This is a genomic window from Streptomyces sp. NPDC055140, assembly GCF_053607285.1.
This window is the reverse complement of record NZ_JBSGTG010000023.1, coordinates 20,521-35,819: the sequence shown is the minus strand read 5'-3', so window position 1 is coordinate 35,819 and position 15,299 is coordinate 20,521. Positions and strand designations below refer to the sequence as shown.

The following is a 15,299-nucleotide window of genomic DNA, read 5'->3' as shown; positions in this document are numbered from 1 at the left end:
GCCCTCCGGGCGCGCCAGCCCGCACACCACGTCAGCCGATGTCCGGCGGATCCACCCGCACACGTACCGGCTCCGTGCCGCCGCGGGCCATCCGGGCCGCCTGCGCGTGTTTCAGCGCCGACGCGAGTGCCGCGCCGCTGCCGGGCGGGACCCTGACCAGGACGCGCTCCCAGTGCTCCCCAGGCGGCGGGGCCCCGGGGCGGCGTGACGGTCCCGGCGCCGCGTCCGGCACCGGGACAGGGCCCAACACCTCGGCGTCACCGGGCAGTTCCACCGCCGCCAGGAACCCGGCGAGCGCCTCGGGCGCGCCCGAGACCGCCGCCATCCTCGACACCGGCGGGAAGCCGAGCTCAGCCCGCTCGGAGAGCTCGCGCACGGCGTGCCCCACCGGATCCCACCGCACCAACGCCTGCACGGGACGCAGTGTCGGCTCGGCCACGATCACCACCGTGCCGCCCGCCCCCTGTGGTCTGACCAGCGAGGCCGCCGCGATCCAGCGGCGCAGCGCGTCCTCCCCCGCGCGCAGATCGGGGCGGCCCAGCATCGCCCATCCGTCGAGCAACAGCGCGGCCGCGTACCCGCCTTCGGCCACCGGCTCCGCGCCCGGCGTACTCACCACCAGGGCCGGCGCCCCCGGCACCGTGTCGAGGACCTGCTCCCGCCCGGACGTGCGCACCGGCACCGCCGGAAACGCACGCCCCAGCTCCTCCGCCGTCCTGCGCGCCCCCACGACCTGCGCCCGCAGCCGGAACCCTCCGCACTCCTGGCAGTGCCAGGCGCTCTCCTCCTGGCCGCACCAGCCGCACTTCAGGCTGGACGTCCCCTCACTCGCCTCCAGTGGCCCGGCGCAGTGGCGGCAGCGCGCGGGCTCGCGGCACCGCTCGCACGCGAGCCGCGGTACGTAGCCGCGCCGCGGCACCTGCACGAGAACCGGCCCGCTCTTCAGCCCTTCCCGCACCACCTGCCACGCGAGCGAGGGCAGCCGCGCGGCCCGCGCCGCCTCGTCGCGCGCGAGATCCCCGTCCCCCACCGTCCGTACGAGGGGTGCGGCACCCCGCACCTGCTCGCGCCCCGCGACGAGGGGTGCGGCCCAACCGCTCTCGACGAGCTGCGCGGCCTCGACCGTGCAGCTCCAACTCCCCAGCAGAAAAGCACACTTGTCGTGCGCGGCCCGCAACAGCAGCACATCGCGCGCATGCGGCTGCGGAGCGTGCGGCTCGGCGTGGCTGGAGTCCCCGTCGTCCCAGATGACCACGAGACCCAAATCCCGCACGGGGGCGAACATCGCGGCCCGGGTGCCCACGACCGCCCGTACCGACCCACGCCGCACCCCGAGCCACTCGCGGTACCGCTTCTCGGGACCCGCGTCGGCGGTCAGCACGGCATGCCGTCCCTCGCCGAGTACGGCGCCCAGCGCTGCGTCGACCCGCGCGACCGCCCGCCCGTCGGGCACGACGACCAGGGCCCCGCGCCCGGAGGAGAGGGTCGCGGCGACGGCGCGCGCCACTTCGTCGGCCCACTCGGGTCCGGGCAACGCGGTCCACACGGCCCGTGGCGCGCCGCCCGACGCGAGAGCCTCCAGGAATCCGGCCCCGCGCTCGTACCGCCGCCAGCTGCCCGCGTCCGGCGCCGGCGGAGGCGGGAGCGGCTCGGGCGACGGCTTCTTCTCCGCGCGTGCGTTCCGCGGCGGGACGGCCAGCTGGAGCACGTCGGCGAGGCTTCCCGCGTACCGGTCGGCGACGGCGCGGGTGAGACCGAGCAGCTCCTCCCCGAGCACGGGCTCGGGCGATACGACCTGTGCGAGGGCGGCGAGCGGCCCCTGGTACTCGGACGCGGCGACCCGCGCGACGACGAACCCGTCGATCAGACCGCCCCCCTCGCGGCGCCCGTCCCGCACGGAGTGCTTCCCGGCGCCGAACCGCACGCGCACCCGGACCCCCGGCTGCGCGTCGGCGTCGAGCTCCTCGGGCACCGCGTAGTCGAAGTACCGGTCGAGATGCAGCACTCCCTTGTCCACGAGCACCCGCGCCACGGGCAGCTCCTTGGCGAGGGCGGCCCCCCGCCACGTACGCGGCTTGGCCCGCGGCACCTTGGCCTGCCGCACGGTCTCCCGAATCAGCGCAAGCTGCTCGGGCGGCGCACCCTCACCGCCGCCGTCGCCCTGCCCGTTCTCGCTGCTCACAGCCAAATTCCTACCAGACCGCACTGACAGCGGCCGCCGCGATGGGGGCGAGGACGCGCGACGGCCCCGGACCGAACCGGTCCGGGGCCGTTCACGTACAGGCGTCGTCCGCCGTGCGGTCAGGCGTCGTCCGCCGTGCGGTTTCGCTTAGAGGCCCGCGGCCTTGCGCAGCGCGTCCACGCGGTCCGTGCGCTCCCACGTGAAGTCGGGGAGCTCGCGGCCGAAGTGGCCGTACGCGGCGGTCTGCGCGTAGATCGGGCGGAGCAGGTCGAGGTCGCGGATGATCGCGGCGGGGCGGAGGTCGAAGACCTCGCCGATCGCGTGCTCGATCTTCTCCGTGTCCACCGCGGCCGTGCCGAACGTCTCGACGAACAGGCCCACGGGTTCGGCCTTGCCGATCGCGTACGCGACCTGGACCTCGCAGCGGGTGGCGAGGCCGGCCGCGACGATGTTCTTGGCGACCCAGCGCATCGCGTACGCGGCCGAGCGGTCGACCTTGGACGGGTCCTTGCCGGAGAAGGCGCCGCCGCCGTGGCGGGCCATTCCGCCGTACGTGTCGATGATGATCTTGCGACCGGTCAGGCCGGCGTCGCCCATCGGGCCGCCGATCTCGAAGCGGCCGGTCGGGTTCACCAGAAGGCGGTAGCCCTCGGTGTCCAGCTTGATGCCGTCCTCGATGAGCTGGCCCAGGACGTGCTCCACGACGAACTCGCGGATGTCGGGGGCGAGCAGCGACTCGAGGTCGATGTCCGACGCGTGCTGGGAGGAGACCACGACCGTGTCGAGGCGGACGGCCTTGTCGCCGTCGTACTCGATGGTGACCTGGGTCTTGCCGTCGGGGCGCAGGTACGGGATCGTCCCGTTCTTGCGGACCTCGGACAGGCGCCGCGAGAGGCGGTGCGCGAGGTGGATCGGGAGCGGCATCAGCTCGGGCGTCTCGTCGCACGCGTAGCCGAACATCAGGCCCTGGTCACCCGCGCCCTGCTTGTCGAGCTCGTCCTCGTCACCCTCGACACGCGACTCGTAGGCCGTGTCGACGCCCTGGGCGATGTCGGGGGACTGCGAACCGATGGACACCGACACGCCGCAGGAGGCGCCGTCGAAGCCCTTCTTCGAGGAGTCGTAACCGATCTCGAGGATCTTCTCGCGCACGAGCTGCGCGATCGGCGCGTACGCCTTGGTCGTGACCTCACCGGCGACGTGCACGAGGCCCGTGGTGATGAGCGTCTCCACGGCGACCCGGGAGGTCGGGTCCTCCCGCAGAAGCGCATCGAGAATGGTGTCGCTGATCTGGTCAGCGATCTTGTCGGGGTGACCCTCGGTCACGGACTCCGAGGTGAACAGGCGACGGGACACAACGCTCCCTGTGGTTGCAGCGGCTGCTGGCTGATCATTTGCGGACGGCCGGGAGCTGCGCCCGGCGTCGTCCGTGACCAGTTTATCGGTCACTCTCGGCCGTCGGACCACGCGTCTCGCCACTTGGGAGCGCTGTGACCAGCGGCACTGCATTCTGCGGTACGACGATCGCTCTTAGGAAGAGGTGCAGCTGTCCGAATTGTAATGGTTTCATGCGATTCGGGGCCTCCGCTGGAGCGAAAGTGGCATTCACTCACCGTCGTAGATCCGCTCCTGGGCCCGCGCGGCGCCGATGGGCAGCAGCCGGACGACCTCGTCCCAGATCGTGTCGGAGAGCACTTCCTTCGGGCCGTACGGGACCGGGGTCTCACTGCCGTCCGCGCCGAGCAGGACAGCCTCGTTCTCCTCGGAGCCGAAGGTCTTGCGCTCCCCCACCTCGTTGACGACGAGCAGGTCACAGCCCTTGCGGGCCAGTTTCTTGCGGCCGTTGGCGAGGACGTCGTCCGTCTCGGCGGCGAATCCGACGACAATCTGCCCGGGGCGCGGCCGGTCCGCCGAGAGCTCGGCGAGGATGTCCGGATTACGGACCAGGACGATGGGCTCCGGCTCCTGCCCGTCCTTCTTCTTGATCTTTCCTGTGGCGTACGTCTCGGGCCGGAAGTCGGCCACCGCGGCCGCCATGACCACCGCGTCCGCCTCCGGCGCCACCTCGAGGACGGCCTCGCGCAGCTGCACGGCCGTCCCGACGTGGACGACGTCGACACCGGCCGGGTCGGGCAGCGCCGCGTTCGCCGCGAGGAGGGTGACGCGGGCGCCGCGGGCGACCGCCGTGCGCGCGAGGGCATACCCCTGCTTACCCGAGGAGCGGTTGCCGAGGAAGCGGACCGGGTCGAGGGGCTCGCGGGTGCCGCCGGCGCTGATGACGACGTGGCGTCCGGTGAGGTCCTGGACGGTCGCCTGATCGCCGCGCGCGAGAACCCGGCGTACGAATTCGAAGACCTCCACCGGGTCGGGGAAGCGTCCCTTGCCCGTGTCGACTCCGGTGAGGCGGCCGACGGCGGGCTCGATGACGAGTGCGCCGCGGCGGCGGAGCGTGGCCACGTTCTCCCGCGTCGCCGGGTGCTCCCACATCTCCGTGTGCATGGCGGGGGCGAAGACGACCGGACAGCGGGCGGTCAGGAGCGTGTTCGTGAGGAGGTCGTCGGCCAGGCCGTGCGCGGCCTTGGCGAGCATGTCGGCGGTGGCGGGCGCGACGATCACGAGGTCGGCGTGCTGCCCGATGCGGACGTGCGGGACCTCGTGGACAGACTCCCACACCTCGGTCGAGACGGGGTTGCCGGACAGCGCCGACCAGGTCGCCTCGCCCACGAAGTGCAGGGCGGACTCCGTCGGCACGACGCGTACGTCATGTCCCGACTCGGTCAGCCGGCGCAGGAGCTCGCACGCCTTGTAGGCGGCGATTCCGCCACTGACCCCCAGAACGACCTTGGGCTTGTCCACCGTCCGTGCCTCCCCGCACTCGGATTCCCGCACTCGGGAACGTACGACTCCATGACACACCACAGGCCCGACAGTCGCGCTGCCGGGCCTGTGGTGAAGAAAACTGATTGATTACTGAGCCGGGCCCTCGATGGCCTCCGACGTCAGCAGCCCCGCGTTGATCTCGCGGAGCGCGATCGAGAGCGGCTTCTCGTGGACGTGGGTGTCCACCAGCGGGCCGACGTACTCGAGCAGGCCCTCACCGAGCTGCGAGTAGTACGCGTTGATCTGGCGCGCGCGCTTGGCGGCGTAGATCACGAGGCTGTACTTCGAGTCGGTCGCCTCGAGCAGCTCATCAATCGGCGGGTTGATGATGCCCTCGGGCGCGGTAATGGAAGAGGACACTCTCTGCCTTCCGATGGGATTGAAGATCACATGTGATCAGGAAAACGCGGGATCGCTCCGGCGGAATTCGAGATCACAAATAGATCGAAGATCAAACAACTCTCATCAAGGCTAGCAGCTCGCGAGCCACGTCCTCGACGGAGGTGTTGACAAGGGTCGTATCGAACTCCGCCTCGGCGGCGAGTTCGATCTTGGCGGCCGCGAGTCTGCGCTCGATCACCTCGGGGGCCTCGGTCCCCCGGCCGGTGAGCCGGCGGACCAGCTCCTCCCAGCTCGGCGGGGCGAGGAAGACCAGCTGGGCCTCCGGCATCGACTCGCGGACGAGCCTGGCGCCCTGGAGATCGATCTCGAGGAGGACGGGTTCGCCCGACTCGAGACGGTCCAGGACGGCCCGGCGCGGGGTCCCGTACCGGTTGCCCGCGAACTCGGCCCACTCCAGCAGCTCGCCGTTGGCGATCAGCTTGTCCATTTCCTCGTCGGTGACGAAGAAGTAGTGGACACCGTGCTTCTCGCCGGGCCGGGGCTTGCGGGTGGTGGCCGAAACCGACAGCCAGACCTCGGGGTGTTCCTTGCGCATATGAGCGACGACCGTGCTCTTGCCGACCCCGGAGGGGCCGGAGAGCACGGTCAGCCGCGGACGTTCACTCATGCAGCGATTATTCCAGCTATCCCCGCGTGCCCGGACCAGTCGGTCCGGGCACGGAGGACTAGGCGCCGGTGCTGCCGAACTCGCGCTCCAGGGACGCGATCTGGTTGGAACCGAGTCCGCGCACGCGGCGGCTCTCGGAAATTCCGAGCCGCTCCATGATCTGCTTGGCGCGGACCTTGCCCACGCCCGGGAGGGACTCAAGGAGGGCGGAGACCTTCATCTTGCCGATGACGTCGTTCTCCTGACCCTGCTTGATGACCTCGTGCAAGGAGGCGCCGGAGTGCTTGAGTCGATTCTTGACCTCGGCCCGCTCCCGGCGAGCCGCGGCGGCCTTTTCGAGCGCGGCTGCGCGCTGTTCAGGGGTAAGGGGCGGAAGAGCCACGCCTACGTCACCTCGGATGTCGAACTGTCGGATACGGACCGGTGAGGAACCTAGTCGCCCCTCACCTGGGGAGCAACGAGCAAAGCGCTCGCCCGTTTCTCCCCCACTGCCTTGAGAGCGTGGGAGGTGCCCCCACTCGACGGAGACTAGCGGCCAGGACCGCCCGAGTCAGCGAGAACGGACGAAAAGTCCTGGTCAGCCTCCGTCGAGCCAGACATTACAGACATATGACCCCGGATTTCTGCCCGGATCCGGACGCGAGCCCCTCCCCGAGGCCCCGCTGAAACATCACGGAATGGTCAAGGAGGCTCTCGAGGGCCCCCGCGAGGACCGTTTTCGCACCTCGGCAGCGCCTCTCAGTACCTCTCAGCACCAAGAACAGCTGCGAATCCGTGACCTGATGCCCGCATTCCGGATGCCTCACGGGCATACAGAAGGCCCCCGCACGCGCGTGCGGGGGCCTTCTGGCGTTCGAACCGGGTCAGGCGGCGACGACCGCCGCACGGACCTCGTCGGCGAAGCGAACCGACGCCTCGCGCAGGGCGGCGACCGAGGGGCCGGCCTTCAGGACGGCGCGACTGACGTTCGGGACGACGTTGCACGCGGCTGCGCCGAAGACGCCGGGCAGATCCGCCGGGGTCGCGCCCTGGGCGCCGATACCCGGGGCGAGGAGCGGACCGTTGATGTCCAGGTCGTACGAGGACAGGTCTCCCAGCGTCGCCCCGACGACGGCGCCGAACGAGCCCATGGGCGTCTCACCGGCGTTCTCCTCGGCGAGGTGGGCGAGCATCGTCGCGCCCACGTTGCGCCCGTCGGCGCGTACGGCGTGCTGGACCTCGCCGCCCTCCGGGTTCGAGGTGAGGGCGAGGACGAAGAGCCCGGCGCCGGACTCGCGGGCCAGGTCGACGGCTGGCTTCAGAGACCCGTAGCCGAGGTACGGCGAGACGGTCAGGGCGTCCGAGAAGAGCGGGGAGTCCTTGTGCAGGAAGGTCTCCGCGTACGCGGCCATGGTGGAGCCGATGTCGCCGCGCTTGGCGTCCATGACGACGAGCGTGCCGGCGGCGCGCAGGTCCGCGACGGCGCGCTCCAGGACGGCGACGCCGCGCGAGCCGAAGCGCTCGAAGAACGCCGACTGCGGCTTGACGACGGCGACGGTGTCGGCGAGCGCCTCGACCGAGATCCGCGTGAAGCGCTCCAAGCCGTCGATGTCGTCGTTCAGGCCCCACGCCGACAGCAGCGCCGCGTGCGGGTCGATGCCGACGCACAGGGGGCCACGCTCGTCCATGGCACGGCGCAGACGGGCGCCGAAGGGTTCGAGAACCGTCATGCGTGGGCCTTCTTCACGTCGGCGCCGACCGCGTCGGCGAGGGTGGCGTACGGCGAGGTGTTCAGGCGGGCGGCGAGGCCCTTGTGAATAGCGCGGGCGTAGAAGGGGCCCTCGTAGACGAAGGCGCTGTAGCCCTGAACGAGGGTGGCGCCGGCGAGGATGCGCTGCCAGGCGTCCTCGGCGTTCTCGATGCCGCCCACGCCCACCAGGGTGATCCGGTCGCCCACGCGCGCGTAGAGGCGCCTGAGGACCTCCAGGGAGCGTGCCTTGAGGGGCGCGCCGGACAGACCGCCGGTCTCCTTCACGAGGGACGGGTCGGAGGTCAGACCGAGGTCGTCGCGCGCGATGGTGGTGTTCGTGGCGATGATCCCGTCGAGGCCGAGCTCCACCGCCAGGTCGGCAACGGCGTCGACGTCCGCGTCGGCCAGGTCCGGGGCGATCTTCACCAGGAGGGGGACACGGCGCGAGGTGACGGTGCGGTCGGCGGCCTCGCGCACGGCGGTCAGGAGCGGGCGCAGCGCCTCGGTGGCCTGGAGGTTGCGCAGGCCGGGGGTGTTCGGCGAGGAGACGTTCACGACGAGGTAGTCGGCATGGGCGGCGAGCCGCTCGGTCGACTTCACGTAGTCGCCGGCCGCCTCCTCCTCGGCCACGACCTTGGTCTTGCCGATGTTCACGCCGACCGTGGCGTTGAACGCGGGCCTGCGGGCCGCCAGGCGCTCCGCCACGGCCGCGGAGCCCTCGTTGTTGAAGCCCATGCGGTTGATCAGCGCGCGGTCCGGCACGAGGCGGAACAGGCGCTTCTTGGGGTTGCCGGGCTGCGGCTCGCCCGTGACGGTGCCGATCTCGATGTGGTCGAAGCCGAGCATCGTCATGCCGTCGATCGCGACGGCGTTCTTGTCGAAGCCGGCGGCGAGCCCGAAGGGGCCGTGCATGCGCAGGCCGAGGGCCTCCGTGCGCAGCTCCTTGTGGCGGGGCGCGAGGACGGCCGCGACGAACGTGCGGAGCACGGGGACGCGGGCCGCGAGGCGGATCCAGCGGAAGGCCAGGTAGTGGGCCTTCTCCGGGTCCATGCGCTTGAAGACGAGGTTGAAGAAGAGTTTGTACATCGTGGGTGTCCTCACACGGAGGGGGACACCGTTTCCGATGTCCCCCTCAGTGGGCTGCTAGTCGCGGGCCGCGGTCAGGTGTTCCGCGTGTTCCTGGAGTGAACGGACGCCCACGTCACCGTGGTTGAGGGCGTCGATGCCCTGTACGGCGGCCGCGAGGGCCTGCACCGTGGTCAGGCACGGGACGCTGCGCGCCACCGCCGCGGTACGGATCTCGTAGCCGTCGAGGCGGCCGCCCGTGCCGTACGGGGTGTTGACGATGAGGTCGACCTGGCCGTCGTGGATGAGCTGGACGATCGTCTTCTCGCCGTTCGGGCCCTCGCCCTCGCTGAGCTTGCGCACGACCGTGGCGTTGATGCCGTTGCGGCGCAGCACCTCGGCGGTGCCGGACGTGGCGAGCAGCTCGAAGCCGTGCGCGACGAGCTCGCGCGCCGGGAAGATCATCGTGCGCTTGTCCCGGTTGGCGACCGAGATGAACGCGCGGCCCTTCGTCGGCAGCGGGCCGTACGCGCCGGCCTGCGACTTGGCGTACGCCGTGCCGAAGACCGAGTCGATGCCCATGACCTCGCCGGTGGAGCGCATCTCCGGACCGAGGACGGTGTCCACGCCGCGTCCGTGGACGTCGCGGAAGCGGCTCCACGGCATCACGGCCTCCTTGACGGAGATCGGCGCGTCCAGCGGCAGGGTGCCGCCGTCGCCGGTCTTGGGGAGCAGGCCCTCCGCGCGCAGCTCGGCCACGGTCGCGCCGAGCGAGATGCGTGCGGCGGCCTTGGCGAGCGGCACCGCGGTCGCCTTCGAGGTGAAGGGGACGGTGCGCGAGGCACGCGGGTTCGCCTCGAGGACGTACAGGATGTCGCCGGCCATGGCGAACTGGATGTTGATCAGGCCGCGGACGCCGACGCCCTTGGCGATGGCCTCGGTCGAGGCGCGCAGGCGCTTGATGTCGAAGCCGCCCAGCGTGATCGGGGGCAGGGCGCACGCCGAGTCGCCGGAGTGGATACCGGCCTCCTCGATGTGCTCCATGACGCCGCCGAGGTAGAGCTCTTCACCGTCGTAGAGCGCGTCCACGTCGATCTCGATCGCGTCGTCGAGGAAGCGGTCGACGAGGACGGGGCGGGACGGGGAGATCTCCGTGGACTCCTCGATGTACGAGGCGAGGCGGGTCTCGTCGTACACGATCTCCATGCCGCGGCCGCCGAGGACGTACGACGGGCGTACGAGGACCGGGTAGCCGATCTCGTCGGCGATGGCCTTGGCCTCGGAGAAGGTGGTCGCCGTGCCGTGCTTGGGCGCGGGCAGTCCGGCCTCGGCGAGGACGCGGCCGAAGGCGCCGCGGTCCTCGGCGGCGTGGATGGCCTCGGGCGGGGTGCCCACGACCGGTACGCCGTTGTCCTTGAGTGCCTGCGACAGGCCGAGCGGGGTCTGGCCGCCGAGCTGGACGACGACGCCCGCGATCGGGCCCGCGAGGGACTCCGCGTGGACGATCTCCAGGACGTCCTCGAGCGTCAGCGGCTCGAAGTACAGGCGGTCGGAGGTGTCGTAGTCCGTGGACACGGTCTCCGGGTTGCAGTTGACCATCACGGTCTCGTAGCCGGCGTCGCTCAGCGCGAAGGAGGCGTGGACGCAGGAGTAGTCGAACTCGATGCCCTGGCCGATGCGGTTCGGACCGGAGCCCAGGATGATCACCGCGGGCTTGGTGCGCGGCGCGACCTCGGTCTCCTCGTCGTACGAGGAGTAGAAGTACGGGGTCTTCGCGGCGAACTCGGCGGCGCAGGTGTCGACCGTCTTGTAGACCGGGCGGACGCCGAGCGCGTGCCTGACCTCGCGGACGACGTCCTCGCGCAGGCCTCGGATCTCGGCGATCTGCGCGTCGGAGAAGCCGTGCCGCTTGGCCTCGGCGATCAGGTCGACGTCGAGGCGCTCGGCGGCGGCCAGCCCGTCGGCGAGCTCCTTGATGAGGAAGAGCTGGTCGACGAACCAGGGGTCGATCTTCGTGTACTCGAAGACCTCTTCCTGCGTGGCGCCGGCACGGATGGCCTGCATGACGGTGTTGATACGGCCGTCGGTCGGACGGACGGCCTCGGCCAGGAGCTCGGCCTTGTCGCCGGGCTCGCCGACGAAGGTGAACTGGCTGCCCTTCTTCTCCAGGGAGCGCAGCGCCTTCTGGAGGGCCTCGGTGAAGTTGCGGCCGATCGCCATGGCCTCGCCCACCGACTTCATGGTGGTGGTGAGGGTGGAGTCGGCGGACGGGAACTTCTCGAAGGCGAACCGCGGGGCCTTCACGACCACGTAGTCGAGCGTCGGCTCGAAGGAGGCCGGCGTCTTCTCGGTGATGTCGTTCGGGATCTCGTCGAGCGTGTAGCCGACGGCCAGCTTGGCGGCGATCTTGGCGATCGGGAAGCCGGTGGCCTTCGACGCGAGCGCCGAGGAGCGGGAGACGCGCGGGTTCATCTCGATGACGATGATCCGGCCGTCGGCCGGGTCGATCGCGAACTGGATGTTGCAGCCGCCGGTGTCGACGCCGACCTCGCGGATGATCGCGATGCCGATGTCGCGCAGGCGCTGGTACTCGCGGTCGGTGAGCGTCATCGCGGGGGCGACGGTGATCGAGTCACCCGTGTGGACGCCCATCGGGTCGAAGTTCTCGATGGAGCAGACGACCACGACGTTGTCGTTCTTGTCGCGCATCAGCTCGAGCTCGTACTCCTTCCAGCCGAGGATGGACTCCTCCAGGAGCACCTCGGTGGTGGGAGACAGGGTCAGGCCCTGGCCGGCGATGCGGCGCAGCTCCTCCTCGTCGTGCGCGAAGCCGGAGCCCGCGCCGCCCATCGTGAAGGAGGGGCGGACGACGACGGGGTAGCCGCCGAGCGTGTCGACGCCCTTGATGACGTCGTCCATGGTGTGGCAGATGACCGAGCGGGCGGACTCGCCGTGTCCGATCTTGGCCTTGACGGCCTCGACGACGCCCTTGAAGAGGTCGCGGTCCTCGCCCTTGTTGATGGCCTCGACGTTGGCGCCGATGAGCTCGACGCCGTACTTCTCGAGGACGCCGTTCTCATGCATGGAGATCGCGGTGTTGAGCGCGGTCTGGCCACCGAGGGTGGGCAGGAGCGCGTCGGGGCGCTCCTTGGCGATGATCTTCTCGACGAACTCGGGGGTGATCGGCTCGACGTACGTGGCGTCGGCGATCTCCGGGTCGGTCATGATCGTCGCCGGGTTGGAGTTCACGAGGATGACCCGCAGGCCCTCGGCGCGCAGGATGCGGCAGGCCTGGGTGCCCGAGTAATCGAACTCGGCGGCCTGGCCGATGACGATCGGTCCGGAACCGATGACCAGGACGGACTGGATATCGGTGCGCTTAGGCACGCTGGCCCTCCAGGAGCGAGATGAAACGATCGAACAGGTAGGCCGCGTCGTGCGGGCCCGCCGCTGCCTCGGGGTGGTACTGGACGCTGAAGGCCGGCTGGTCGAGGAGGTGGAGCCCCTCGACGACCTGGTCGTTCAGGCAGACGTGGGAGACCTCGGCGCGGCCGAAGGGGGTGTCGGAGACCTTGTCGAGCGGTGCGTCGACGGCGAATCCGTGGTTGTGCGCGGTGACCTCGACCTTGCCGGTCGTGCGGTCCTGCACCGGCTGGTTGATGCCGCGGTGGCCGTACTTCAGCTTGTAGGTGCCGAAGCCGAGGGCGCGGCCGAGGATCTGGTTGCCGAAGCAGATGCCGAACAGCGGGGTCTTCCGGGAGAGGACCTCCCGCATGACCGCGACGGGGCCGTCGGCGGTGGCCGGGTCGCCCGGGCCGTTGGAGAAGAACACGCCGTCGGGCTGGACGGCGTAGATGTCCTCGGCCGTGGCCGTCGCGGGCAGCACGTGCACCTCGATGCCGCGCTCGGCCATCCGGTGCGGGGTCATGCCCTTGATGCCGAGGTCGACGGCGGCGACGGTGAAGCGCTTCTCACCGATCGCGGGGACGACGTACGTCTCCTTGGTGGCGACCTCGGCGGCGAGGTTCGCGCCCTTCATCTCGGGCGCCTGGCGCACCTCGGCGAGCATCGTGCCGACGTCGGGCAGCGCGTTGCCGGAGAAGATGCCGACGCGCATGGCGCCGCGCTCGCGCAGGTGGCGGGTGAGGGCGCGGGTGTCGATGCCGCTGATGCCGACGACGCCCTGCTTGCGCAGCTCCTCGTCGAGGGAGCGCTGCGAGCGCCAGTTGGAGGGCACGCGCGCGGGGTCCCGCACGACGTAACCCGCGACCCAGATCTGCTTCGACTCGGGGTCCTCGTCGTTCACGCCGGTGTTGCCGACGTGCGGGGCGGTCATCACGACGACCTGGCGGTGGTACGACGGGTCGGTCAGCGTCTCCTGGTAACCGGTCATGCCGGTGTTGAACACCGCCTCACCGAAGGTCTCCCCCACGGCCCCGTAGGCGCGGCCGCGGAAGATGCGGCCGTCCTCCAGGACGAGTACGGCGGGAGCGTTGGCGGCTCCCCGGGTGGAGGTCGTCATCGTGCGGTGCCTTCCGTCGTGATGGTCGTGCTGCTCGTGCTGCTTGTGTTGCTTGTACTGCTTGTGCTGTTCGTGTCGATCATGTTGTTGAGGGTCTCGACCCACTCGGCCTGCTCCGCCGCGTGGTCGGAGCGGAAGCCGGAGTCGATCAGCTTGTCGCCGTGCCCCCAGGTGACGATCAGGAGACCGCCCTCCGTGAGGACCTTGCCGGCGATGCCCTTGTCGAGCCGGGCCTCGCGCAGCTGTGCGACGGGGATGAAGAAGTCCGTGGCTCCGGGGCGTACGACGTCCAGACCCGCGTCCGTGAGCGTGAGCTCGACGCGGCTGCGGGTGCCGAGACCGTGCGCCACGATGCGGTCGAGCCACTGCCCCGCGGTCGTGGAGCCGTGGTACCGGCCGCTCAGCTCAAGTCTGGCCGGACCCGGCGCGGACGGCGCGGCGGGGAGCGGCGGCAGGTCGCCCTGGAGGGTGCCGCGCCACTTCCACCCCTGGCGCATCAGCCAGTAGACGAGCGTGATGAAGAGGAGCAGTCCGACGATCCAGCCGATCCGGTCGGGCCAGTCCGTCACGTCCGCCGACTTCTGTTCGGCGGCGAGCACTGCCAGTGGTTGCGTCAGTCGTGTCACGCGAGCTTCCCGTCGACGAGCGTGGCCTTGCCCCGCAGCCACGTGTGCGTGACGCGCCCGGGGAGCTCACGCCCCTCGTAGGGCGTGTTGCGGCTGCGCGAGGCGAAGCCGGCGGGGTCCACGGCTCCACGGTAATCGGCGTCGACCAGGACGAGGTTCGCGGGCTCACCTGCCGAGACGGGCCGGCCGTGGCCGTTGGCCCCGCCGATCTGCGCGGGCTTGACGGACATGCGGTCGGCCACGCCGGCCCAGTCGAGCAGCCCGGTCTCGACCATCGTCTGCTGCACGACGGACAGGGCGGTCTCGAGCCCGACCATGCCCATGGCGGCCGCGGCCCACTCGCAGTCCTTGTCCTCGTGCGGGTGCGGGGCGTGGTCGGTGGCGACGATGTCGATCGTGCCGTCGGCGAGCGCCTCGCGCAGGGCCATGACGTCGCGCTCGGTGCGCAGCGGCGGGTTGACCTTGTAGACGGGGTTGTACGTGCGCGCCATCTCGTCGGTGAGGAGCAGGTGGTGCGGGGTGACCTCGGCGGTCACGTCGATGCCGCGGGACTTGGCCCAGCGCACGATCTCGACGCTGCCGGCCGTGGAGAGGTGGCAGATGTGCACGCGGGAGCCGACGTGCTCGGCGAGCAGCACATCGCGGGCGATGATCGACTCCTCGGCGACGGCGGGCCAGCCGCCGAGCCCGAGCTCGGCCGAGACGATGCCCTCGTTCATCTGGGCGCCCTCGGTCAGGCGGGGCTCCTGCGCGTGCTGGGCGACGACGCCGCCGAAGGCCTTCACGTACTCCAGGGCGCGGCGCATGATCACCGCGTCGTCCACGCACTTGCCGTCGTCGGAGAAGACGGTGACGCCGGCGGCGGACTCGTGCATGGCGCCGAGCTCGGCGAGCTTCTTGCCCTCCAGGCCGACGGTGACGGCTCCGATGGGCTGCACGTCGCAGTAGCCGGACTCCTGGCCGAGCCGGTAGACCTGCTCGACGACGCCGGCGGTGTCGGCGACGGGGAAGGTGTTGGCCATCGCGAACACGGCGGTGTAGCCACCGGAGGCGGCGGCCCGGGTGCCGGTGAGAACGGTCTCGGAGTCCTCGCGGCCCGGCTCGCGCAGGTGGGTGTGCAGGTCGACGAGGCCCGGCAGGAGGACCTTGCCGTCGGCCTCGACGATCTCGGCGCCCTCGGCGGACAGGCCGGTGCCGACCGCCTCGATGACGGAGCCGTCGATCAGGACGTCCTGCTGCTCGCCGCCGAGCACCTTCGCACCACGGATAAGGATCTTGCTCATGGT

The 15,299-nt window shown here is 70.7% G+C and carries 12 protein-coding genes; all 12 read right to left on the bottom strand.

The window, feature by feature from the left end; translation table 11 throughout:
* Nucleotides 1-31: 31 nt before the first annotated feature.
* Nucleotides 32-2,182 (bottom strand): primosomal protein N', encoded by a 2,151-nt coding sequence (locus ACWFR4_RS34470; protein WP_453466531.1) that lies wholly within the window; start codon nucleotides 2,180-2,182, stop codon nucleotides 32-34.
* Between the two features lie 147 nt (nucleotides 2,183-2,329).
* Complete coding sequence (gene metK / locus ACWFR4_RS34465; RefSeq protein WP_453466533.1) at nucleotides 2,330-3,538, bottom strand: methionine adenosyltransferase; 1,209 nt, start codon at nucleotides 3,536-3,538, stop codon at nucleotides 2,330-2,332.
* Nucleotides 3,539-3,787: 249 nt separating this feature from the next.
* A complete protein-coding gene (gene coaBC, locus ACWFR4_RS34460) occupies nucleotides 3,788-5,038 on the bottom strand; it encodes a bifunctional phosphopantothenoylcysteine decarboxylase/phosphopantothenate--cysteine ligase CoaBC (RefSeq protein WP_453655974.1) in 1,251 nt (416 codons plus the stop codon).
* A 111-nt stretch (nucleotides 5,039-5,149) separates the two neighbouring features.
* Nucleotides 5,150-5,422, bottom strand: a complete 273-nt coding sequence (rpoZ, locus tag ACWFR4_RS34455) for a DNA-directed RNA polymerase subunit omega (protein ID WP_005319902.1) — start codon at nucleotides 5,420-5,422, stop codon at nucleotides 5,150-5,152.
* 91 nt (nucleotides 5,423-5,513) lie between these two features.
* Nucleotides 5,514-6,071, bottom strand: a complete 558-nt coding sequence (gmk, locus tag ACWFR4_RS34450; protein ID WP_116503433.1) for a guanylate kinase — start codon at nucleotides 6,069-6,071, stop codon at nucleotides 5,514-5,516.
* A 58-nt stretch (nucleotides 6,072-6,129) separates the two neighbouring features.
* Nucleotides 6,130-6,453, bottom strand: coding sequence for an integration host factor (locus tag ACWFR4_RS34445; protein ID WP_026246651.1), 324 nt, complete (start codon nucleotides 6,451-6,453; stop codon nucleotides 6,130-6,132).
* 481 nt (nucleotides 6,454-6,934) lie between these two features.
* Nucleotides 6,935-7,780: an orotidine-5'-phosphate decarboxylase gene (gene pyrF, locus ACWFR4_RS34440; RefSeq protein WP_453468156.1), complete on the bottom strand. Its 846-nt coding sequence runs from the start codon at nucleotides 7,778-7,780 to the stop codon at nucleotides 6,935-6,937.
* Nucleotides 7,777-8,886 (bottom strand): quinone-dependent dihydroorotate dehydrogenase, encoded by a 1,110-nt coding sequence (locus tag ACWFR4_RS34435; RefSeq protein ID WP_453468155.1) that lies wholly within the window; start codon nucleotides 8,884-8,886, stop codon nucleotides 7,777-7,779. The genes pyrF and ACWFR4_RS34435 overlap by 4 nt, the downstream gene beginning before the upstream one ends.
* A gap of 57 nt (nucleotides 8,887-8,943) precedes the next feature.
* On the bottom strand, nucleotides 8,944-12,252 hold the full coding sequence (gene carB / locus ACWFR4_RS34430) for a carbamoyl-phosphate synthase large subunit (RefSeq protein ID WP_453468154.1): 3,309 nt from the start codon (nucleotides 12,250-12,252) through the stop codon (nucleotides 8,944-8,946).
* A complete protein-coding gene (gene carA, locus ACWFR4_RS34425) occupies nucleotides 12,245-13,387 on the bottom strand; it encodes a glutamine-hydrolyzing carbamoyl-phosphate synthase small subunit (RefSeq protein ID WP_453468153.1) in 1,143 nt (380 codons plus the stop codon). Before carA ends, carB begins: the two co-directional genes overlap by 8 nt.
* Nucleotides 13,384-14,013, bottom strand: coding sequence for a PH-like domain-containing protein (locus tag ACWFR4_RS34420; protein ID WP_453468152.1), 630 nt, complete (start codon nucleotides 14,011-14,013; stop codon nucleotides 13,384-13,386). Before ACWFR4_RS34420 ends, carA begins: the two co-directional genes overlap by 4 nt.
* A complete protein-coding gene (locus ACWFR4_RS34415; protein ID WP_453468151.1) occupies nucleotides 14,010-15,296 on the bottom strand; it encodes a dihydroorotase in 1,287 nt (428 codons plus the stop codon). Before ACWFR4_RS34415 ends, ACWFR4_RS34420 begins: the two co-directional genes overlap by 4 nt.
* Nucleotides 15,297-15,299 lie beyond the last annotated feature (3 nt).

Bases quoted from the DNA above. Each gene is read 5' to 3' on its own strand.
- gmk (WP_116503433.1), bottom strand. From the start codon at position 6,071: ATGAGTGAACGTCCGCGGCTGACCGTGCTCTCCGGCCCCTCCGGGGTC.
- ACWFR4_RS34415 (WP_453468151.1), bottom strand. From the start codon at position 15,296: ATGAGCAAGATCCTTATCCGTGGTGCGAAGGTGCTCGGCGGCGAGCAG.
- pyrF (WP_453468156.1), bottom strand. From the start codon at position 7,780: ATGACGGTTCTCGAACCCTTCGGCGCCCGTCTGCGCCGTGCCATGGAC.
- carA (WP_453468153.1), bottom strand. From the start codon at position 13,387: ATGACGACCTCCACCCGGGGAGCCGCCAACGCTCCCGCCGTACTCGTC.
- ACWFR4_RS34435 (WP_453468155.1), bottom strand. From the start codon at position 8,886: ATGTACAAACTCTTCTTCAACCTCGTCTTCAAGCGCATGGACCCGGAG.